General features: G+C 75.2%; 6 protein-coding genes and 1 pseudogene. 3 read left to right on the forward strand and 4 right to left on the reverse strand.

What is annotated here, in order from left to right; genetic code table 11:
* The first annotated feature begins 257 nt into the window (after positions 1 to 257).
* The 3 genes from ACGRHY_RS00415 to ACGRHY_RS00425 all read left to right on the forward strand — a co-directional run bounded on the left by ACGRHY_RS00415 (position 258) and on the right by ACGRHY_RS00425 (position 6,797).
* On the forward strand, positions 258 to 3,455 hold the full coding sequence (locus ACGRHY_RS00415) for a type 2 lanthipeptide synthetase LanM family protein (RefSeq protein ID WP_394633373.1): 3,198 nt from the start codon (positions 258 to 260) through the stop codon (positions 3,453 to 3,455).
* A 63-nt stretch (positions 3,456 to 3,518) separates the two neighbouring features.
* On the forward strand, positions 3,519 to 3,767 hold the full coding sequence (locus ACGRHY_RS00420) for a hypothetical protein (RefSeq protein ID WP_394633374.1): 249 nt from the start codon (positions 3,519 to 3,521) through the stop codon (positions 3,765 to 3,767).
* A gap of 126 nt (positions 3,768 to 3,893) precedes the next feature.
* Positions 3,894 to 6,797 carry an ATP-binding protein gene (locus tag ACGRHY_RS00425; RefSeq protein WP_394633375.1) on the forward strand — a complete coding sequence of 968 codons (2,904 nt, stop codon included), beginning with the start codon at positions 3,894 to 3,896 and terminating at the stop codon, positions 6,795 to 6,797.
* Between the two features lie 38 nt (positions 6,798 to 6,835).
* Here ACGRHY_RS00425 and ACGRHY_RS00430 read toward each other — a convergent pair whose 3' ends face one another.
* The 4 genes and pseudogenes from ACGRHY_RS00430 to ACGRHY_RS00445 form a co-directional block, all read right to left on the reverse strand.
* The gene (locus tag ACGRHY_RS00430) at positions 6,836 to 8,104 is read right to left on the reverse strand and encodes an MFS transporter (protein WP_394633376.1); all 1,269 of its coding nucleotides are present in this window, start codon (positions 8,102 to 8,104) and stop codon (positions 6,836 to 6,838) included.
* Between the two features lie 85 nt (positions 8,105 to 8,189).
* Positions 8,190 to 9,443: a cytochrome P450 gene (locus ACGRHY_RS00435; protein WP_394633377.1), complete on the reverse strand. Its 1,254-nt coding sequence runs from the start codon at positions 9,441 to 9,443 to the stop codon at positions 8,190 to 8,192.
* Positions 9,440 to 16,747, reverse strand: a pseudogene (locus tag ACGRHY_RS00440) (amino acid adenylation domain-containing protein); the annotation flags it as partial. The pseudogene ACGRHY_RS00440 and the gene ACGRHY_RS00435, both read right to left, overlap by 4 nt.
* Positions 16,748 to 16,813: 66 nt before the next feature.
* Complete coding sequence (locus tag ACGRHY_RS00445) at positions 16,814 to 23,188, reverse strand: amino acid adenylation domain-containing protein (RefSeq protein WP_394633379.1); 6,375 nt, start codon at positions 23,186 to 23,188, stop codon at positions 16,814 to 16,816.
* Positions 23,189 to 23,380: the final 192 nt, after the last annotated feature.

Raw genomic sequence — 23,380 nt, forward strand, 5'->3', positions numbered from 1 at the left:
AGTGCACAACAGGCTGCGCCGATGGGGCGGGGACGGCATCGGGTCCTGTCCCCCACCTTTGCCGCCGGCGCCCGCCCACCGTGCGCAACCGGTGCCTCCGGGCCCCGGACGGGCGGGCTCGCCGGGGCTCGCGGAAGGGTCAGGCAGGGGCGCGGCGGGCCCTGCGGCCCTGGGGCAGGGCCCGGTGGGGGCGGCCGGAAAGAATATGGGGGCTCTGCCCCCATGTGGGGGTTCCGAAGCTCTGCGACGTTGGTCCTGTGACTGATTCCGCCGTTCTGCGAGAGACCCCGGCCACGTCCCTGCCGCGCTGGTGGTGGGCGCGGGGGCTGACCCTGCGCGAGCGGCTCGCCGCCCCGGGGCCGCCGGCGGGCGGGCGGGCCGCGGCCGACCGGGGCCGCCGGGCGCCGTGGGCCACGGGGGACGACGCGGGGTTCGCCGCCCGACTGGCGGACCTGGGCCTGGACGGCGGCCTCGCGTGCGCCCTCGGGGAGGAGCTTCCCGAGCGGCTGGGCGCACGGGCCGCGGAACCGGAGTGGGCCGGCTACATCGAGCGTGCGGTCGCCGCGGCCCCCGTGGAGCCGGAGGGCCCGGCCGGCCTCGACGCTGAGGGGCCCGCGGTGTTCCTGCCCGCGCTGCGCCCCCTGCTCTCGCTCGCCTGGTCCCAGGTGGCCGCCCGCACCGGTCGGTCCGCCGCCGAACACTCTCCGGCGCGGGCGGCGTTCGAGGAACGGCTCGGGGACCGGATCGCCCGCCAGGCCGGCCGGACGCTGGTGAGGGAACTGCACCGGGCCCGCGCCGCGGGACGGCTCCCGGGCGCCACCCCGCGGGACCGGTTCGCCTCCTTCACCGCGGACCTGGGCACCCGGCGGGGACTGGCCCGGCTGTTCACCCGCTACCCGGTCCTGGCCCGGATGCTCGGCCAGAGCTGCGCGGACGCCGCCGACGCCATGGCCGAGATGCTCGACAGGCTCGGTGCCGACCGTGCCGTCCTGGTCTCCGAGCTGTTCGCGGGGGACGACCCCGGTCCCCTGGTGCGGATGGACCTCGGTCGCGGCGACGCCCATCAGGGCGGCCGGTCCGTGGCCCTGCTGCACTTCGCCTCCGGTGCCGCCGTCGTCTACAAGCCCCGTCCCCTGGACCAGCACTCCCTGCTGGACGAGGCGGCGGACTGGCTCAACGGCAAGGTGCCGGGCCTGGGCCTGCGCACCCCCCGGTCGGTAAGCGGCGAGGGATACGGCTGGCTGGAGTTCGTCGAGCACCGGTGGTGCGCCTCGGTCACCGAGGCCGACCGGTTCTACCGCCGGCAGGGCGCGTTGCTGGCCCTGCTGTACGCGGTGGACGGCGCGGACATGCACTACGAGAACGTCATCGCCTGCGGCGACCAGCCGGTCCCGGTGGATGCCGAGACCCTCCTCCACTCCGGACTGCCGCAGGCGGAGACCGCGGGGCACGACCCCGCCGCGCGAGCCCTGTACGCGTCGGTGCACCGCACCTGTCTGCTGCCGCACCTGCTGATCGGGGAGGACGGCGCGCTGGACATCTCCGCCCTCGGCCGGGACGGGGCCGGCACGTGCCCCGGCGACGGGGTGCGGTGGGAGGGTGCGGGAACGGACGGGATGCGCGTGGTGCGCGGCCCGGTGGAGAGCTCCGCGGGGCAGAACCAGCCGCTGCCGCCCGGCGGGGGAGCCGGACGGGCCGACCACCGGGCCGCGCTGCTGGAGGGGTTCCGGGCCGGGTACGACGCGATCGCCGGACACCGGGACGAACTCCTCGGCGTCCACGGGCCGCTGGCCCGCTGGGCCCACTGCCCCGCCCGGCTGATCGTGCGCTCCACCCGGCTCTACGCGACCCTCCTGGAGGAGTCCGCCCACCCCGATCTGCTGCGCGACGCACTGGCCAGGGAAGCGGTTTTCGCCTTGCTGTGGACGGAGTCGGCCTGCGACCCGGCCCGGCAGCGGCTGATCGAGCACGAGATCGAGGACCTGTGGCGCGGCGACGTACCGCTGTTCTTCCACCGGCCGGACCGCACGGCGGTGTGGACGTCCCGGGGGGCACGCCTGGACCGGGTGCTGCCCGCCTCGGCCCTGGCGACCGTCCGGGAGAAGATCGCCGCGATGAGCGAGGTGGACCGCTACGACCAGGAGTGGGTCATCTCGGCGGCGCTCGCCGTCACCGGCGCCAACGCGCCGGTGCGCGGGCCGCGTTCGGCACTGGCCGTACGTCCGGCCCCGGCTGTGGTGCCCGAGCCGTCCCGGCTGCTGGCCGCGGCGTGCGGGATCGCCGACGAGATCGCGGCCCGTGCGGTCCGCGACGGCGGCCGGGCCAACTGGCTGGGGCTGGAGCAGGTCACCGGCACGCACTGGGCGGTGCTGCCGATGGGCGGCTCACTCGCACAGGGGTACTGCGGAGTCGCCCTCTTCCTGGCCCAGATCGGCTCGCTCTCCGGAGCCGACCGGTACACGGCACTGGCCCGGGAGGCCGTACGGCCGCTGCCGCCGCTGCTGTCCGCGCTGGCGGCGGACCCCGAGCTGAGCGCCGCGGCCGGCCCGGGCGCCCTCGACGGGCTGGGCGGCATCGTCTACACGCTGGTGCGGCTGACCGCCCTGCTCGACGGCGTCGGTGACTGTCTGCCCGCCGCCCTGACCGCCCTCGGACACGCCGTGGACGCCCGGCCCGAGGGCTCCGGCCACGCGTCACTGGCCGGCGGCCTCGCCGGAGCGCTGCCCGCGGCCGTCCTGGCGCACCGGGTGGCCGACGCTCCCGGAGCGGCCGGACTGGCCCGGCGCGTCGCGGACCGGTTGCTGCCCCTGGCCGGAGGGAAACGGACCGGAGGGCCGGGTTTCGCCCACGGTGACGCCGGCATCGGCTGGGCCCTGCTGCGGTACGCCGCCGCGCTGCCGGAAGCCGGGACGGACGGGCCCCTGCCGTACGCCCGTGCCGGGGCCGGTCTGCTGCGGTCGGCTCTGGACGCGTCGGCAGGTGAACCGTCCTCACCGGCCGGTGAGGACGGCGGGGCCCGTGACCTGTCATGGCACTCGGGACTGGCCGGCGTGGTGTCGTCCGCCGCCGACACGCTGGGCACCGTCGGACCGGCGGTCCCCGACGACGTGCTCGACCACTGTGTGCGGCTGCTGGCCGGCCCGGCGCGTACCGGCGACCTGAGTCTGCGCCACGGCGCCCTGGGCCGCCTGGAGGCGATGGCCGTGCTCGCCGGGCGGCACCACGCCGGCGCCGGGGAATCGCTCGGCCACCGTGCCGGAGAGGTCCTCGGCCTCATCGAGCAGCAGGGCCACCGCTGCGGCACCCCCGACCACGTACCGTCCCCCGGTCTGCTCACCGGCCTGTCCGGCATCGGATACGCCCTGCTCAGGCTGGGCTTTCCGGAGACGGTCCCCTCCGTCCTCCTGTTAGACCACTCCCCCGGGGCCTCGGGCCGTCCGCCCACCGCCCCGTGACCCACAGGCTTCTCCCGCCATTCCGCGTCAGCCCGTGCACAGCGACAGAAGGAGACCGTCCCCATGAACAAGCCGTCCGCCGAAGCCCAGTCGCCGCTCTCCGCCGACACCGACCTGACCACCTGCCCGGACCGGGAGCAGAACGGCCCTGAGCGGGAGGACCGCGAGCAGGACGCGGCGGGCCTGATCAGTCTGTCGGGGCGGAACAGAGCGTGCGCCCGCACCCGCGCGCTGGCCGGAATGGTGCTGACCAGCGGCATCGTGGTCACCCTCAGCTCGATGGACACCTCCGTCTCGGCGCCGGCGCACTGACGAGACCGGCTCCGGGTGCGGGTCCGCTCCGCCGGCGGGCCCGCACCGGCGCGTCACGCGGTGTGCGGCAGCACGTGCGTCGCATGGTCTGCCGCCACCAGCACGTATGAACTAGCATCTGCGTCCATGCGTTCGCATGCGCCGTACGTGGTCGGGCGGGACCCCCAACTGCGCGATCTGGACGAGGCGTTGTCCGACGCGCGGGACCGGCGCGGCGGGGTCGTCTTCCTGACCGGGGAGGCGGGCGTCGGCAAGTCCCGGCTCGCCGCGGAGGCTGTGGGCATGGCCTTCGAGTCCGGAATGCGGGTACTGCGCGGCCGCAGCAGCACGACGGGGCCCACCGTGCCGTTCCGGCCACTGACCGAAGCCCTGATGTCCCTGTTCCGCAGCGGCGAACCGGTGGACGACTCCGCCCTCGGCCCCTACCGGCCGGTGCTCGGGCGGCTCGTACCGGACTGGAACACCGGTGACCACGAGAGCAGTTCGATGGTCATCCTCGGCGAGGCGGTGCTGCGGCTGCTCATCGCCGCCGGCAAGGACCGGGGCCAGCTCCTGCTGCTGGAGGACCTGCACGACGCCGACCCGGAGACCCTCGCGGTGGTCGAGTACCTGGTGGACAACCTGGAGCACACGCCCGTGCTGCTCCTGGCCACCATACGCACCGAGTTCTGCGACGCGCTGGACCTGGCGTCCTCGGCCCGCAGGCGCGGCACGGGCACCGTGCTCGAACTGCCCGCGCTCAGCAGGTCCCAGGTCCGGGACATGGTCGCCGCCCAGCTGGGCACCGAGCCCGACCAGGTGCCGCGGGCGGCTCTGGAGCGCCTGTGGGACGACAGCGCCGGAAGTCCCTTCCTGGTCGAGGAACTGCTGCAGTCCATGATCGGCGGCGGGGCACTGGTGCAGGGCGGCGACGGCTGGCGGGTCGTGGGCGATCCGCGCGGCGACGTGCCCACCGCCCTCGCGCGGGGCATCCTGCGGCGCATCGACCGGCTGGGGCCCCAGGGGCTGACACTGCTGTCCGCCGCGGCCGTGGTCGGGCGGCGCTTCCCGCTGACGGTGCTCCAGCGGATGACCTGCATCGACGACCGGGCCCTGCTGAGCCACCTGCACGCCGGGGTCGCGGCCCAGCTCGTCGTCCCCGACGAGCCCTCCCCCGACTGGTACGCCTTCCGCCACCCGCTGACCGTGGAGGCACTGCTCACCCAGCTCACCCCCGGCAACCGGGCCGATCTGGCGCGGCGGGCCGCGGACGCGGCATCGGAACTCCACCCGGAGCTGGCCGGCCAGTGGTGCCCGCTGGTCGCGGAGCTTCGCTCCCAGGCGGGCGACCCGGCAGAGGCGGGACGCCTGTTCGCACAGGCGGGACGGCGGGCGCTGGCCGACGGCGCGATCGGTTCCGCCGTCACCCTGCTCGACCGGGCCGAGCGGCTGCTGTCGGACACCCGGGACGCCCTGCGCCGGGCCGAGGTCCTGGAGTGCCTGCTGCCCGCGCTCGCCGAGTCGGGCGACTTCGCCCGCGCCTTCGACCTCGCCGACCAGTTGCACACCCTGGGCGGGGCCGGCCTGAGCACGACGCGGCTGGCCGCGCTGCACACCCGGCTCGCCAAGGTGGCCCACACCGCGGGCCGCTGGGCCGACGGCAACCGGCAGGTCGTGCGGGCCCGTGCCGCCCTGGGTCCCGCGCCCGACGAGGCCGCCGCCGCGTCCGTCGACGTGGCCTCGGCCTACCTCGCCCTGGACACACCGGGCACGGACCGCACCCACCAGGCCGAGAAGCTCGCCCGCTCGGCGGTGGAGGCCGCGCAGCGGCACGGCCTGCCCACGGTCGCCTGCCAGGCGTGGGAACTGCTGGCCACCGTGGCCCGCGAACGCGACCCCGCCGAGTCCCAGGCCATGCTGGAGCGCGCCCTGGCCACGGCGGAACGGCACCGGCTCCCGCTGCGGCGCATGTACGCGCTGACCCGGATCGGCGGCAACGCCTGGCTGTCGGAGGGGGACACGGCCGGCCTGAGCGCCGCCCGCGAGGAGGCGCTGCGGCTGGGGTCGGCCACCATCGTCTACACCATCGACGGCATCCTCATCCTGGACTCCGTGCTGCGCGGGGAGTTCGGTGCCGCGCGGGACGCCGCCGAGGAGTGCCTGGCCGTCGTGCGGCGCCTGCGGCTGGCCCCGGCCGTCCGCTACGTGCTGATGGCCAGGGCGGCCCTGGCGGCCCATCAGGGCGAGAGGGCTGCGATGGACGAGGCGCTGGCCGCGTTCGCCGAGTGGGACGGCGCCGGCTCCCAGGAGGAACCGCTCACCGCGGGCCTGGCGAGGGCGTTCTGCGCGCTGCTGGAGGAGGACGGGGAGCTGGCCCGGCGCGAACTGCGGGCCGTCTGCGAACTGGAGCGCGACAATCCCAGCACGTACTACCTCGGCGGGCGCAGCGGTATCGGGTTGCTGCTGGGCGTGCTGACGGGGGACGTCGGCCGCCCCGGGCAGGAGGAGGCCGCCGCCACCGCGCCCGGCCGTCTGCGCTGGAACCGGCAGTTCGTCCTGCTGGCCGATGCCGTGCTGCTGGGCCGGGAGGGCAGACCGCGGGAGGCGTCGGCCGCGGCCGGTGAGGCGCTGCGCGCCGCCGAGCCGTACCCCACCGCCCTCCACCTGGGCATGCGGCTCGTCGCCGAGGCGGCCCACGAGAGCGGGTGGGGTGAACCGGTGGCCTGGCTGCGGCGCGCCGAGCACCACTTCCACCAGCAGGGCGTGCCCGCCGTCGCCAACGCCTGCCGAGCGGCGCTGCGGCGCCTGGGCGCGCCCGTCCACCAGCACCGCAGCGGGACCAGCCGCATCCCCGAGGAACTGCGGGCCCGGGGCGTGACGGTCCGCGAGTACGAGGTGTTCGTGCTGCTGGCCGAGCGGCTGGGCAACAAGGACATCGCCGGCCGCCTCCACATCTCGCCGCGCACCGTCGAGAAGCACATCGCCAGCCTCGTCGCCAAGACCGGCCGGTCCAACCGGGCCGCCCTGTGCGCCCTTTCGGCCTCCCTGTGACCCGGCCCCTCCCGTCCCGGCCCGCCGGAGCACTCCGGTCACCGCATCGCGCGTACGGAGCCGGACGCGAGCACGCCCAGCGCGGTCAGCGCCAGGACCAGGGCGACGCCGGCGAACATCACTCCGGTGCCGATCTGGGCCAGGGCGCCGCAGGCGATCAGTGACACGGGCGCGACGGCGTAGCCGAGGACCATGTCGACCGAGATCACCCGGCCGAGGACCGACTGCGGGATGTTGCGCTGGATCCAGCTCAGTCCGAAGACCCCCTGGAAGCCGATGGCGAACCCCATCACCAGCACCGTCCCCACCGCCGCCGCCGGGTGGTCCAGGACGCCGAGCAGGGCCATGCCCGCGGCCAGCCATCCGGCCAGCCCCGCGATCAGCAGGCCCACCCGGGGCCGCCCCCCGACGGCACCGCCCGCGAGGGTGCCCAGGATGGCCCCTCCCGCCAGCGCCCCGTTGAGCAGGCCCAGGGTCGCCGAGCCGCCGTCCAGGGAGGTCCTGGCCAGGGTGGCGAAGCCGATGGTGAACGGCCCAGCGTAGCAGAAGTTGACGGCCGTGTCGACGGCCAGCATGGTGCGGATGCGCGGGTCCCGCCACGCGTAGCGCACCCCGGCCCGTATCCGGGCGGCCAGCGAGTCCCCGGCGCCGGCCTCCGGCGAGGGGGCACCGGAGTCCGGGTCGGCGGCCTCCTTCTCGCGGGGGGCGGTGCGGATGCGGGCGACGCACAGTCCGCACAGGGCGAAGCACACCGCGTCGACGAGGAAGGCGACGGGCGCCTGGGAGAGGGCGACCACGAGGCCGCCGGTGGCCGGGCCCAGGACGGCGGAGACCCGGGCACCCGCGCCGAGCAGGGCGTTGGCGGAGGTGAGCGTCTCCTTGTCCACCACCGAGGGCAGGATCGAGACCCGGGCGGGCTGGAAGAAGGCGTCGACCGCGCCGAAGGCCGCGGCGGCCGCGCACAGCATCCACAGCTGGAGCGTGCCGGTCAGCCCGCCCAGTCCGACCGCCGCCATCAGGACGGCTCTGGCCCAGCTTGAGCAGACCATCAGGGTACGGGGGGACCAGGTGTCGCCGAGCGAGCCGCCGACCAGGGTCAGCAGGGCTCTGGGCACCGCCTGGAAGGCCAGCACGTAGCCGAGCGCGAGGGTGGAGCCGGTCAGGGTGAGGGTCATCCAGGAGAACGCGATGTAGCTGAATCCGTCGCCGAGCAGCGACAGGGACTGACCCAGCCACAGCAGGCGGAAGGAGCGCTGCCGGGCGGGGGCCCACAGCCGTGGGCCGGCGCCCGTGAGGGTGGTCGCCATCGTGGGACCTGTGCCTTTCGTCGGGCCCTCCCCGGACCGCCGGGCAGGGCGGTCCGGGGAGAGGGTCGGTGGAGTGCGGGCTGTGTCAGTAGCGGACGGGCAGGGCGGTCAGGCTGCGGTTGAGCAGCGAGAGCTGCCAGGTGTGCCGCGTCCCGTCCAGGCGCAGGTCCGGGTAGTCGCGGACGAGGACGCCGACGACCGCGCAGGCCACCAGCCGGGCGAGCGCGGCACCGATGCAGAAGTGGGCGCCGAAACCGAAGCCCAGGTGGGTGCCGCCGGTGCGCCGCACGTCGAAGGCGTCCGGGTCCGGGAAGCGGGCGGGGTCGCGGTTGGCGGCGGCGGTGACCAGGAAGATCCGGTCACCGGCGCGGAGTGTGTGACCGTCCAGCCCGGTGTCGCGGGCGGCGGTCCTGATGGACATCTTCGAGGGCCCGTCCAGGCGCAGGGTCTCCTCGACGGCCGCGGCGACCAGTTCCGGCTCGTCGCGTACCGCCTGGAGCTGGTCGGGTCGGTGCAGCAGGGCGAGCAGGGTGTTGGCGATGAGGTTGCCCGTGGTCTCGCCCCCGGCGAACGCCATCTGGGTGAGCATCCCGACGAACTCCTCCTCGCTGACGCCGTCGCCGATCCGGCCGCCGGCCAGGACGGAGCTGATCAGGTCGTCCTTCGGTTCGGCTCGGCGCTCGGCGACCAGGCCGGCGAGGTACTCCTCCAGGCTGACCAGGGACCGCAGCGAGGTGCGGTACTCGCTCTCCTCCTGGGCGGCGCCCAGGACCAGGTCGCCCACGCGGGCGTTCCAGTACCAGAAGGAGGGGGCGTGCGCCTGCGGTACGCCCAGCCAGCGGGCGAAGACCAGGGCGGGCAGTGGTCTGGCGATGTCCGCGGTGACGTCGCCGGTACGGCCGGGGGCGGCGCGGCGGGTGAGCATCGCGCGGGTGGCCCGCTCGGTGAAGGCGCTGTAGCGGGCGACGGCGCGGGCGGCGAACTGCTCCTGGAACACCTGCCGCAGGCGGCGGTGCCGCGGCGGGTCGTTGAAGACCATCCAGCGCGAGAGGATCGCGAAGGCGCGCTCGGCGTCGTCGCGGGCGCCCTGCGGGACCGCGTCCATCAGGGGGCGGACCCGGTCGGCGGAGACCGCCGGGTCACGCAGGCAGCGCATGACCTGTTCGTGGCCGGTGACCAGCCAGGCCCGGTGCATGGGGCTCCAGTGGACCGGGGCGTGGTCACGCAGGGCGTTGAGGTAACCGTAGGGGTCGGCGTTGACGGCGGGGTCGAGCAGGTACCGCTCGGTGAAGCGGGCCGCCGGGGCCGGGCCGGCCGTGGTGATCGTGGTGGAGGTCATCGCCGGGCCTCCGTCCCGACCGTGCCGAGCAGGTCGGCGACGCCGGCGACCAGCGGCTCGGCGAGCATGGACATGTGGTCTCCCTCGGTGACGTGGACGGTCAGGCCGCCCAGGGCCGTCTCGTGCCAGCGGGCCACGTAGGCGCGGTAGTCGACGTCGAGACCGGGCATGGGCTCGCCGTCGGGCAGCCCGGCGGCCAGGGTTCCGACCACGAGGTGGACGTGGCCCGGGTAGGGGCGCACCTCGTAGCCGGCCAGGGCGGTGAGCAGCGAGTGCCACACCTCGATCGGCGCCTTGTCCACCAGGGCGGCCTCGCCGGGGCTCATCCCCGCGCCCAGCAGCAGTGCGGTGAGTTCGGCCGCCGCCTTCTCGCGCTCGGGCGACGGCGGCAGGGCGCGCAGGCGGTCGCGCATCCGCAGCGCCCGGCGCATGTCCCGGCCGACTCCGGCGAGCCGGTCGCGCGCCGCCGGGTTGGGCAGATAGGGCTCGATCAGCACCAGGGGCTCGACGGTGTGGCCGGCCTCGTGGAGCTGGGTGGCCATCTCCAGGGCGATGTTGGCGCCCATGGACCAGCCCAGCAGCTCGTGGGGGCCCTGACCGCCGTGGCCGGCGATCTCGGCGACGTAGTTGGCCGCGATGCCGCCCACCGTGCCGGGGTCCACACCGCCCAGCAGGCCGCGGGCCTGGAAGGCGCGCACCGGGCGGCCCGGCGGCAGACGGCGGGAGAGCGGTACGAACCACGCGGCGCTGCCGCCGGTGGGATGCACGCACCACAGCGGGGCTCCGGCGCCCTCCCGCAGTGTGACCTCGGAGCGGACGGCGGCGGCCACCGTGCCCGCCTTCCCGGCCGACTCCTCGGCCCGGACGGCGAGCTGGGCGAGGGTGGGCCGCTCGATCAGGTCGCGCACCGAGACCGGCAGGCCGCGCTCGGCGGCCAGGGCGGCCACCCGCACGGTGGACAGCGAACTGCCGCCGATACGGAAGAAGTCGTCGTGCACGCCGATCAGGGACAGGCCCAGTACCTCGCGCCACACCTCGGCGAGCAGTCTCTCGGCGTCGGTGGCGGGCGCGACGTAGCCGGTGCCGTTCTCGGCGCGTTCGGCCGAAGGCAGCGGCAGCGCCCGTTTGTCGATCTTTCCGCTGCGGTTGACGGGCATCTCGTCGAGGAAGACGAACCGGGCGGGCACCATGTAGGCGGGCATGCCGGCACGCAGTGCCCGCGCCAGTTCCCCGACGGAGGTCCGAGCGCCGTCGCGCAGGACCAGATAGGCGACCAGTGCCGCCTCGCCCGGCAGGTCGGTGCGGTGCAGCACCACCGCCTGCCGCACCTGGGGCAGCGCGCGCAGGGCGTGCTCGACCTCGCCCAGCTCGATCCGGAAGCCGCGCAGCTTGACCTGGGTGTCGCGGCGGCCCAGCCACTCCAGCGCGCCGTCGGGCCGGTGGGTGCCCAGGTCACCGGTGCGGCAGGTGCGGGAGCCGGGCGGGCCGTACGGGTCGGGGACGAAGGTGGCGGCGGTCAGCGCGGGCCGGTTCAGGTAGCAGCGGCCGACGGCCCGCCCGCCCAGGTGGATCTCGCCGGGCACCCCGGTGGGCACGGGTTGCATGTCCTCGTCGAGCACCCGGGCGCTGGTGTTGCGCATCGGGACGCCGATCGGCGGGCGCCCCGCACCGGGATCCAGTTCGGCGGCGACGGACCACACCGACGTCTCGGTCAGACCGTAGACGTTGTGGAAGCGGCGCCCGCGCGACCAGGTCCGGGCCAGCTCGGCGGGACACGCCTCTCCGGCCACCTGCAGCACCCTCAGTTCGGGGAAGCGGTCCTCGCCCAGGACCGCCAGGGCGCTGGGCGGCAGCATGGCGCCGGTGACACGGTGGGTGAGCAGGGTGCGGGCCAGGTCGGGGCCGGGACGCAGCGCCTCCCGGGGTGCGGTGACCAGCCGTCCGCCGTTCGCCAGCGACCAGGTCAGCTCCAGGACGGAGGCGTCGAAGCCGAAGGAGGCGAACTGGAGGATCCGGTCGCCGGGGGCCGGGCGGATCAGGTCGCGCTGCCCTTCCAGCATGTTGATCAGACCGTCGTGGGGGACCGCGACGCCCTTGGGGGTGCCGGTGGAGCCGGAGGTGTAGATGATGTACGCCAGGTTGCCGGCGCTCACCACGGCGTCCGGCGGCGTGCGGGGAGCGGTGGGTCCGTTCGGCGCGCCGGGCTCGTCCAGGGCCAGGACCGGGCCGTCGAAGGGCACCGCCGAAGCAAGCGCGGTCTGGGTCAGCAGGACCCGCATGCCGCTGTCGGACGCCATGAACTCCAGTCGTGCGGTGGGGTGCTGGGGGTCCAGGGGAAGGAACGCGCCTCCGGCCCGCAGGACGCCGAGGGTGGCGCGCACCATGTCCGGGCCCCGGTCGACACAGATGCCGACCACCGTCTCGGGACCGACGCCCAGCGCGTGCAGCCGAGCGGCGATCCGGGCCGCGTCCGCGTCCAGTTCGGCGTAGGTGACCTCCTGCCCGCCGTGGACGACGGCGATCGCGTCCGGGGTCCGCTCGGCGTGCGCGGCGACCAGTTCGTGGAACATCAGGGGGCCGTTGTCCCGGTCCGGGCCGCTTCCCCACTCCTTCAGTGCCGTGGTGCGGGCGGCTCCGGTCAACGCCGGACGGGTCACCGGGGCGTGCGGGTCGGCGACCATCGCCTCGATCCGCTCGCACAGCACGTCGGCGAGCTGCTCGGCGGTGGCCTCGGCGACGTACTCGGGGTCCGCGTCGAGGGTGAAGCCGTTCACGCTCGCGTTGACCAGCAGCGGGAACATGGTCCTGGCGATCTCCAGGGACTCGTCCCAGGTGTCGTGGGAGAGCCGGTGGAAGTTGACGTAGTTGAAGACCGCCTCGACCGGGTTCGGCTCACCGGGCCTCAGCTGCGCCATCCTCGCCAGCGGCATCCGGCGGTGGGGCAGCATCTCCTGTTCCGCGGCGAACACCGCGCGCAGGTACTCCAGCCAGCTCCCCCGCGGGCGTTCGACGCCGAAGGGCACGGTGTTGAGGAACAGCCCGCGCATCCGGTCCGCGCCGGGCACCTCGGGCCGGCCGTTGGTGACCAGGCCGACCGAGTGTCCCGCGGCGGCCTCGTCCCGTTCGGCGAACAGGCTCATGGTGTGGTGGAAGGCCGTGATCAGGACGGTGCGCCGGGGCACCCCGGCCGCCTGGGCCAGCCGTCCGATCGGCTCGGCCAGCGCCGCCCAGGAGCGCCGCACCTCGTGGACGGGCCTCCCCCCGTGCCCGTCTCCGTCGCCGCCTCCGTCGCCGCGCCGGGGGAAGCGGACGGGGCGGAGTTCGGCCAGCGCCGAGCGCCAGTAGTCCAGCGCCTCCTCGCCGCGCAGCGCGGCCCGCTCCAGGGCCACGTACTCGGCGAAGGCGGGCGCGGGCGGAAGTTCGGGGGGCCGGCCGTCGGCCACCGCGCGTCGGTGCAGGTCGAGCAGGTCCGCCACGAGGGAGGTCAGGCTCCAGCCGTCCAGTACGACATGGCAGTCGGTGAGGACCAGCCGCAGCTCGTGGTCGCCCGTGTGGTGCAGGTGGATGCGGACCAGCGGCGCGGCGGCCAGGTCGAAACGGCGCTCGAACTCCTCGGCCACGAAGCGGCGGACGGCGTCGCGCCGCTCCTGGCGGGACAGTCCGCGCAGATCGGTGTAGCCGACCGGAAGCTTGGCGGTGCGGTGCACCAGCTGGAGTGGTTCACGGTAGGAGGTCAGGTCGATGGAGGAGCGGAGGATGCCGTGGCCGCGCACCACGGTGTCCACGGCGGCCTGGAAGGCGCCGAGGTCGAAGCCCTCCGGGACGGTGATCTTCAGATCGGTGACGTTGTGGTACGCGCCGCGCCGCGGGTCGGCGAGCATCTCGTGGAGCATGCCGGCCTGGAGCATGGTGAGCGGGTAGGCGTCCTCCAGTCCGTCGGGCAGCCGGGCCGCGTCGGCCGCGTCCAGCTGGGAGAACGGCTCGACGGGGGCGGGCGCGTGGCCGGCCTTGCCGGCACGGCGGGCGAGGTCGGCCAGGGTGCGGGCCCGGAAGAGATCGGCCACGGTCAGGGCGAGGCCTGCCGAGCGGGCCAGACCGATCACCCGCAGGGCCAGGATGGAATCGCCTCCGAGGTCGAAGAATCCGGCCGTACGGCCGACTCGTTCGACGCCCAGGACCTCCGCCCAGATGCGGGCCAGGGCCACCTCGGTCGCGCCGGAGGGCGGGACGTGGCCGGCCGGGTCCGGTGCGCCCTCGTCCGCGACCGCCGTCAGGGCGGCGCGGTCGACCTTGCCGTTGGCGGTGACCGGCAGCCTGGGGTGGCGTGTGAACAGTGCCGGCACCATGTAGTCGGGCAGTGTCAGGCGCAGCCTCTCGCGCAGCGCCGGCGCGTCCAGCGGACGGCCCTCGGTCATGACGACGTGGGCGACCAGCCGGGCGCCGCCGTGCGGCCCGGGGCGGGCCACCACCGCGGCGTCGGTCACTCCGGGCTGGGCGCGCAGGGCGGTCTCGATCTCGCCGGGCTCGATGCGGTAGCCGCGGATCTTGACCTGGTGGTCGGCGCGGCCGACGTAGGCGAGCTGCCCGTCGGGCAGGACGCGCACCAGGTCGCCGGTGCGGTACATCCGGGCGCCGGGCGGGCCGAAGGGGTCGGTGGGGAAGCGTTCGGCGGTCAGTTCGGGGCGGCCCCGGTAGCCGCGCGCGACGCCGCCGCCGGCGACGTACAGCTCGCCCACCGTGCCCTGCGGCACCAGGCGCCCGCGCCCGTACCGGTCCAGGACGTAGCCGTGCTGGCCGGTCAGCGGCCGGCCGATCGGCGAGCGTGCCGGGGCGTGGGTGTCGGCGGCGGTCAGCGGCCGGTGGGTGACGTGCACGGTGGTCTCGGTGATGCCGTACATGTTCACCAGCTCGGGCCGGCGGTCGGCGGGCGTGTCGAACCAGTCGCGGTAGTCGCGCACGTCGAGGGCGTCGCCGCCGAAGACGACGGTGCGCAGCGCGAGGTCCGCGAAGTCCCGCCCGCTGTGGTCCAGATGGGTGCGCAGTCCCTTGAATGCGGCGGGTGTCTGGCTGAGGACGGTGACCTTCTCGTCGCGCAGGACGGCCAGGATCGCGGCGGGGTCGCGGACCTGCTCCTCGGTGAGCACCACGACGCGGCCGCCGCTGGTGAGCGGCCCCCACAGTTCCCACACGGAGAAGTCGAAGGCCGGTGAGTGCGCCAGGGTCCACACGTCGCGCGGGCCGAAGTCGAAGTGGCGGTCGGCCGCGCCGAGCAGCCAGGCGAGGTTGGCGTGGGTGATCTCCACGCCCTTGGGGCGGCCGGTGGAGCCGGAGGTGTAGATGACGTAGGCGAGGTCCTCCGGCGCGGGGCGGGCGTCACCGGTGTCGGAGACCGGTCCGGCGGCGGAGACGGCCGCGTCGGCGGCGCCGTCGAGGGGGATCACGTCGACCGGCAGTCCCTGGACCGCAGCGCGGCCGGTGGCGTCGGCGACGACGAAGGAGACGCCGGCGTCGGTGAGGGTGAACTCGCGGCGGGCGCGCGGATGGGAGGGGTCCAGCGGCAGGTAGGCCGCACCGGCCCGCCACACCCCGAGCAGTGCCACGGCCAGGTCGGCCGAGCGGTCGAGGCAGACCCCGACCAGCGACTCGCGCCCGATGCCGGCCGCGCGCAGCCGGCGGGCCAGGGCGGAGGCCGCGGCGTCGAGCCGCGCGTAGGTCAGCGTCCGGCCGCCGCCGACGGCGGCAGGTGCGTCCGGGGTACGCGCGATGTGCTCCGCCAGGCGCTCGGGCGCGGTGCGCGGGGCGGTCCCGCCCGGCCGTACGGGGCAGGCCGGACCGCCTGGGCCGAGCAGGGCGGCGCGCTCGGCGCCGGTCAGCGGGTCGGCGGTGCTCAGCGGGGCGTCGGGCGTCTCGGTGAAGGTGCGCAGCAGGGCAACGGTGTGCGCGGCCAGCCGGGCCACGGACTCCTCTTCGAACAGGTCGGGGCGGTAGACGAAGACCAGTTCGCGGCGGGCGCCGTCCTCGCGCAGCTCCAGGGCCAGGTCGAACTTGGCGGTGGTGTGGTCGATGCGGAAGGGCGTGCCCGTGGCCCCGCCGAGCCCGAAGGCCCCCTGCCCCGCCGGGGCCTGGGTGAACAGCACCTGGAACAGCGGGTTGCGGGTCAGGTCGCGCTCCGGGCTCAGCTCGTCGACGACGCGCTCGAAGGGCAGGCCCTGGTGGGACAGCGCGCCCAGGACGCTCTCGCGGGTGCGGGCGAGCAGCAGGTCCGGGGTGGGATCGTCGGAGAGGTCGGCGCGCATGACGAGGGTGTTGACGAAGAACCCGGCCAGTTGCTCGGTCTCGGGCCGCTCCCGGTTGGCGACGACCGTGCCGATGGCGATGTCGTCCTGGCCGCTGTGCAGGGCCAGCGCCGCCTGGAACGCCGCCATCACCGCCATGTACGAGGTGGTGTCGGTGCGCCGCCCCAGTTCGTTCAGCGCCGCCGACAGCCTGCCGGGCAGCTCGGCGGTGTACACGGCACCGGTGTGGCGGGGGGTACCGGTGCGCGGGTGGTCGGCGGGCAGCTCCAGCGGGGTCAGGCCGGCCAGCCGGGTGCGCCAGTAGCCGAGGTCGGCGGCCTCGTCGGCGCCACGCTGCCAGACCGCGTAGTCGGTGTAGTCGATCGGCAGTTCGGGCAGTTCGGCCGGGCCGCCCTCGACCCTGGCGCGGTACAGTTCGCGCAGGTCGCGCACGAGGATCTCCAGCGACCAGCCGTCGGAGACGATGTGGTGCATGGCGAGGACCAGGACGTGGTCGTCGTCGGCGGCCCTCAGCAGGGTGGCCCGGAAGGGCGTCTCGGCCGCCAGGTCGAAGGGGCGCGTCGCCACCTCCCGTACGGCCTCGTCCAGGGTCCGCCCGGGGAAGGCCGCCAGGTCCGCCGTCTCCAGACGGGACCGGCCCGCGGGGTGGACGCGCTGGTGCGGGACGCCGTCGTGGGCGGGGAAGGTCACCCGCAGCTGCTCGTGGCGGGCGACGAGGTCGCGGACGGCCGCGTCGAGCGCGGCGGTGTCCACCGGACCGGTCAGCCGCCAGGCGGCGGGCATCAGGTAGGTGGTGGCGCCGGGATCGAGCTGGTCGAGGAAGTACAGGCGCTGCTGCGCGGCGGACAGGGGCGCGCGGTCGGGGCGCGGGGAGAGCCGGGGTATGGCGGCCGGGGCGGTTCCGGCCAGTCCGCGCAGCCGCTGCTCCAGCAGCCGCCGGGCGGCGGGCGACAGTGCGGGGCGCGCTGTCCGGGGCCGGGACTCGGGGCGGGCGCCGGTCCGGGCATCGGGCCGGATCTCGGGCTGGATCTCGGGCTGGATCTCCGAAGTGGTCATGGCGCGTTCCGTCCAATCTCAGTCTTGGTGGTCCACCGTCAGGGACAGGTCGATCTCGTCGTCGCTCATCGCGGAGATCAGTTCGACGAGCTGCCGCTCCACCTCGGCGGCGAGCAACTCGACGGTGGGGTGCTCGAACAGGTCGCGGACCTGGACGGGGCAGTCGAAGGCGGCCCGCAGGCGGGACGCGGCGGCCACGGCGCGCAGCGAGTGCCCTCCCAGTGCGAAGAAGTCGTCGTGCACGCCGACCCTGGGCACCCCCAGCACCTCGGCCCAGATCTGCGCCGTCACCGTCTCGGTGGGGGTCCTCGGCGGTGCGAACCGGATGGGGGCGGGGAGTTCGGGCTCGGGCAGGGCGGCGGTGTCGAGCTTGCCCTGCACGGTCAGCGGCAGGGCGTCGAGCAAGGCGAAGGCGGCCGGCACCTGATAGGCGGGCAGATGGGCGCGGCAGTGGGCGGCCAGGGCCTCGGCACTGAGGCCTCGGCCCGCGGCGTAGCCCACCAGGGAGCGTTCGCCGCGCAGATCGCGGACCACGACGGCGGCCGAGTGGACGCCGGGGTGGCGGCGCAGCACGGCCTCGGTCTCGCCCGGCTCGACGCGGAAGCCGCGGATCTTGACCTGGTCGTCGCTCCGGCCGGTGAACTCCAGTTCGCCCGAGGGCAGTCGGCGCACCATGTCGCCGGTGCGGTAGAGCCGGCCGCCGCCGGAGGCGAAGGAGTCGGGCACGAACCGCTCCGCGGTCAGCGCCGGCCGCCCCAGATAGCCGCGCGCCAGCTCCGGCCCGCCGACGAGCAGTTCGCCGGGGACACCGAGCGGGGCGAGGTTCCCGTGGGGATCCACCACGTAGACCCGGCGCGAGCCCAGCGGGCGGCCGATCGGCACCCGGCCCTCCACCGGTCCGGTGACCGGGTGGGCCGTGGCGGAGACGACCGACTCGGTGGGCCCGTAGGTGTTGACGACGGGGACACCGGGCAGATGGGCGAACCATCGCTCCAGCGGCCCCGAGGGCAGCTCCTCTCCCCCGGTGACCAGCAGGCGCAGGCTCGCGAGGTCGTCCGCGACCGTCTCCAGCCCGGCGACCACCTCCTCCCAGTAGGAGGGGGTGAGTTCCATGACGGTGATCCCCCCGTCGCGTACCCGTGCGGCCAGCTCCTCCACCGACCACACCTCGTCGGGGCGGACGACCACGGTCGCGCCGCACGTCAGCGCGGGCAGGATCTGCTCCAGGGAGGCGTCGAAGGAGAAGGAGGCGAAGGCCAGCACCCGGTCCTCTGCGGTGATCGCGAACAGTTCGCGGGCGGCGGCGACATGGGCGGCCAGGGCGTGGTGCTCCACACCGACCGCCTTGGGCCGGCCGGTGGAACCGGAGGTGAAGATGGTGTACGCCAGGTCGCGCGGGTCCGGGACGCGGCGCGGACCACCGGGATCGGGGCGTACCTCGTCGGCCGGTACGGCGGGGAGTGCGAGCGCGTCGCAGACACCCGCGGTCGCCGCGTCCGCGACGACGCAGTCCACCCCCGCCTCGGCCGCCATGAACCGCAGCCGCTCAAGCGGAAGATCGGGATCGAGGGGCACATACACCCCACCGGCCCGCCACACCGCCGCCATCGCCACCACCGAACCGATCCCGCGCCGCAGCAGGACACCCACCGCACTCCCCCGGCCCACCCCGGCCTCCACCAGCGCCACCGCCAGCCCACCGGACAACCCGTCCAGCTCGCCATAGGTCACCGACCGCCCCCCGCACACCAGCGCCACCGCACCCGGCTCACCCCCCACAGCGACAGCGGCGAACGAATCCGGCCCGGCCTCGGGCCCGTCCGCCCCCGCGGTGGCGACCAGGTGCGCGTGTTCGGCGGGGGAGAGCAGGTCCACCCGGTGGACGGGGATGTCCGGGTCGGCCGTGACGGCGGCCAGTACCCGTCCCACGTGTTCGGCCAGCCGGGTGACGGTGGCGGCGTCGAAGAGGTCGGCCGCGTACTCGACGTTGAGTGCGAACCGGTCGGGATAGAGGAGGAAGGTGGTGGTCAGGTCGAACTTGGCCGACGCCCACGGCAGGTCGAAGCCGGTCGCCTCCAGGCCCTCGATGTCCGGCCCCGCCGCGGGACTCTCCTGGACGTCGACCATCACCTGGAACAGGGGGTTGCGGGACAGGTCGCGCTCGGGCCGCAGCCGTTCCACCAGCTTCTCGAAGGGCACGTCCTGGTGGTCGAAGGCGCCCAGCACGGTCGCGCGGACCCTTCCGAGCAGTTCGGCGAAGGTGGGGGAGCCGGACAGGTCGGTGCGCAGGACGACGGTGTTGACGAAGAATCCGACCAGCCGCTCCAGCTCCGTCCGGCCGCGGCCGGCGACGGGGGTGCCCACCGGCACGTCGTCCTGCCCGGACCAGCGGGCCAGCACCGTCTGCACCGCGGCCAGGAGCACCATGAAGCGCGTCGCCCCCTGCTCGCGGGCGAAGGCGTCCAGCCGGGCGGCCAGTTCGGACGGCAGTCCCACCTCGACCGCGCCGCCCCGGCCCGACCAGGCCGCGGGGCGGGGGCGGTCGGTGGGCAGCCGCAGCGCCGGGAGGCCCTTGAGCTCCTCCTCCCAGTAGTCCAGCCGGCCCTCCAGCGTCCCGTCCCCGGCCCGGTCGCGCTGCCACACCGCGAAGTCGCCGTACTGCACGGGCGGTTCGGGCAGCGTCGGGGCCCGGCCCGCCAGGCGCGCCCGGTAGCAGGCCGCCAGTTCCTCGGTGAAGACGTCCTTGGACCAGCCGTCGGTGGCCACGTGGTGGAAGGCGAGGACGGCGACGTGGTCGCGCGGTTCCAGCTCCCACACCCCGGCGCGCAGCATCGGCGGGCGGTCCAGGTCGAAGCGGCGGGTGGCGAGCGCGTGGGCCTGCTCCCGCACCGCTTCCAGCCGGGCCGCCTCGTCCTCGCCACCGGGGGCGTGCCGCCACTCCAGCGGTACGCCCGCCGGGTCGCAGACCTGCTGTGCGGGACGGCCGTCCACCTCGACCAGCGCGGTGCGCAGCACCTCGTGCCGGGCCGTCATGTCGTCCAGTGCGGTCTGCCAGGCATCGCGGTCCAGGCCGCCGCGCAGGCGCCAGGAGAACCACAGGACGTACTCGTCGCCCGCCTCGGAGGTGCGGTCCAGGAACCACAGCCGCTCCTGGGCGAAGGACATCGGCAGCGGGCCGGAGCGGTCCACGGGGGTGACGGCGTTCCCGGCGGCCCGCCGCGCGGCGGCCACCGCCGGACCGAACTCCCGGATGCGGGGGTTCTCGAACAGGGTGCGCAGCTCGATGTCGCGGCCCAGGCGCTCGGCGACGCGGGAGACCGCCATCGTGGCGAGCAGTGAGTGACCGCCCAGGTCGAAGAAGCCGTCGTCGATGCCGACCCGTTCGGCACCGAGGACGTCCGCCCAGACGGACGCGATGATCCGCTCGCTCTCGTCGCGGGGCGCGGTGTAGGCGACACGGCCGGTGGCCCGGTCGGGGCGGGCGTCGGGCAGCGCGGCCCGGTCGAGCTTGCCCGAGGCGTTGGCGGGGAGCGCGTCGAGGAGCACGAAGTCGGAGGGCACCGCGTAGTGCGGCAACCGCTCGGTGCACCAGGCCCGCAGCGCGGCCGGCTCGGCGGCGCCGCCGGTGCCGTCCGTCACGACGTAGCCGATCAGGGTCTGGCCGGTACCGGTGTCGGGTCGCACGGCGGCTGCGGCCACCCGGGGGCACTCGCGCAGGACCGCCTCGACCTCGCCGAGCTCGACGCGGAAGCCGCGGATCTTGACCTGGTCGTCGCTCCGGCCGAGGAACTCCAGGTCCCCGGACGGCAGCCACCGGACGACGTCGCCGGTGCGGTAGAGCCGGCCGCCGCCGGAGGCGAAGGGATCGGGCACGAACCGTTCCGCGGTCAGCGCCGGCCGCCCCAGATAGCCGCGCGCCAGCTCCGGCCCGCCGACGAGCAGTTCGCCGGGGACACCGACGTCCACGGGCCGGTCGTGCGCGTCCACCACGTACACCCGGCGCGAGCCCAGCGGGCGGCCGATCGGCACCCGGCCCTCCACCGGTCCGGTGACCTCGTACGTGGTGGAGGTGACGGTCGTCTCGGTCGGCCCGTAGGCGTTGCAGACCCGCACGTGGGGCACCTCGGCCCGCCAGGCGGCCAGCGCGCCGGCCGGTACGGACTCACCGCCCAGGATCAGCAGCCGCAGACCGGCCAGTTTCGCGGCGGCACGGCGGTCGAGGGAGAACGCCAGCTCGGTCCAGTAGGTGGGCGGGAGGTTCACGACGGTGACGCCGTGCCGCTCGACCACCTCGGGCACCTGGGTCGGCAGCCAGGGTTCGTCCGGGCGGACGACCACCTGTGCGCCGCACGTCAGCGCGGGCAGCACCTGGTCCAGGGAGGCGTCGAAGGAGAAGGAGGCGAAGGCCAGCACCCGGTCCTCTGCGGTGATGCCGTAGCGGTCGCGGGCGGCGGCGACATGGGCGGCCAGGGCGTGGTGCTCCACACCGACCGCCTTGGGCCGGCCGGTGGAACCGGAGGTGAAGATGACATGCGCCAGGTCGCGCGGGTCCGGGACGCGGCGCGGACCACCGGGATCGGGGGCAGCGGTGTCGGCCCGTACCACGACCGCACCCAGCCCGGCGGCCGTATCCGCGGTCGCCGCGTCCGCGACGACGCAGTCCACCCCCGCCTCGGCCGCCATGAACCGCAGCCGCTCAAGCGGAAGATCGGGATCGAGGGGCACATACACCCCACCGGCCCGCCACACCGCCGCCATCGCCACCACCGAACCGATCCCGCGCCGCAGCAGGACACCCACCGCACTCCCCCGGCCCACCCCGGCCTCCACCAGCGCCACCGCCAGCCCACCGGACAACCCGTCCAGCTCGCCATAGGTCACCGACCGCCCCCCGCACACCAGCGCCACCGCACCCGGCTCACCCCCCACAGCGACAGCGGGCGCGGGACCGGCCGGACGGTCGGGGGCGGTGCTCCACCGCGCCTGGGGCCGGACGCCCGCCGTGTGCGGTGCGGACCCGTCCGGCACGGACCCGTCCGGCAGTGGCTCGCCGTGCGGGGACTCGCCCCGCAGGGGCTCCAGCCGCCGGGCGAGCTCTGCCACCGGGGTCCGCGGCTCGTCCAGGACCGCGCGCAGCAGCCCTGTGTAGGCGGAGGCGAACCGGCGCATGGTCCCGGCGTCGAACAGGGCGGTGGCGTACTGCAGCCGGGCGGCGATGCCGCCGTCCGCGCGCAGACCGAGGTCGAGGAAGACGTCCATCGTGGTGCCGGTGAGTGGCGGCGCCACCAGCTCCGCCTCCAGCCCCGGCAGGAGGACGGGCCGGTGGGCGGTGTTGAGCAGGGTGAACGACGCCTGGGCCAGCGGGTGGCGGGACAGGTCGCGTTCGCCGCCCACCGCGCGCACCACGTGGTCGAACGGAGCGTCGGCGTGCGAGAGGTCCTTCAGGACGCCGGTGCGGACCCGCTCCAGGAGGGCTCCGAAGGCGGGCTCGCCGGACAGGTCGGTGCGCAGGACGACGGTGTTGACGAACGGGCCGATCAGATCCGCCGTTCCCGCGTGGCCGCGGTCGGCCATCGTGGTGCACACCGCGATGTCGGTACGGTCCGTGCATCGGGCCAGCAGGGCCTGGTAGACGGCGAGCAGCAGCATGTAGCGGGTCGAGCGGTGCTCGCGGGCGACCCTGTCGACGTCGGCCACCAGGTCGGCGGGCAGGGTGAAGCGGACGACGTCGCCGGAGCCGTCCCAGAACCGGGGGCGCGGCCGGTCGGTCGGCAGGTCCAGGGGGGTGGTGCCGCGCAGCCGGTCGCGCCAGTAGCCGAGCAGGCGTTCCATGCGCGGACCGCTCAGCCGCTCGGCCTGGGCACGGGCGAAATCGGCGTACCGCAGGGCCGGCGGGGCCACGGCCTCACCCCGGTAGCCCGCGGCCAGCTCGCGCAGCAGCACGTCCCACGACCAGCCGTCGACGGCGATGTGGTGCACCACCAGGAGCAGCAGGTGGTCGTCGGGTGCCAGACGGGCGAGGACCGCCCGCATCGGGTGCTGCGTCGCCAGGTCCAGCGGACGGCCCAGCTCGCGGGCGAACAGTTCCTCGGCGCTGCCGGCCTCGGTCCGCTCCAGCACCGCACCGCCCGGGCCGTCCACCCGCGGGACGGGCTCGCCGTCGACGGCGGTGAACCGGGTGCGCAGCACCTCGTGCCGGTCCACGACGCCCGCCAGCGACCTCTCCAGCGCCGGCACGTCGAGCGGGCCCCGGACGCGCAGCGCCAGGGGGAGCAGGGAGTCGGAGGAGTCTCGGGCGAGCTGGTCCAGGAACCACAGCCGCCGCTGAGCGAAGGATGCCGTGCGGTCGTCGTCACCGTGCCTCGCCCCGTGGGGGGCAGTTCCTGTTGTCACTGTGGCCTCCATGCGGTGTTTTCCCGAAGACTGCCGCCGCCGGGAGGCCTCCCGACAGGGAAGAAGGCGCAGCCCCGTGCGCAGCGCGGCCTGCGCGTCCGTCCCTTCGCGCGGACACGGGCGCGCGGCGGTCCGTCCGGATGGTCCGGAGGGACCGCCGCACGGCCCGGGTTCGGAGCCGGGAGCGGGGCC

Source organism: Streptomyces shinuiensis (genome assembly GCF_043660855.1).
In the GTDB taxonomy this organism is placed as follows: Bacteria; Actinomycetota; Actinomycetes; order Streptomycetales; family Streptomycetaceae; genus Streptomyces.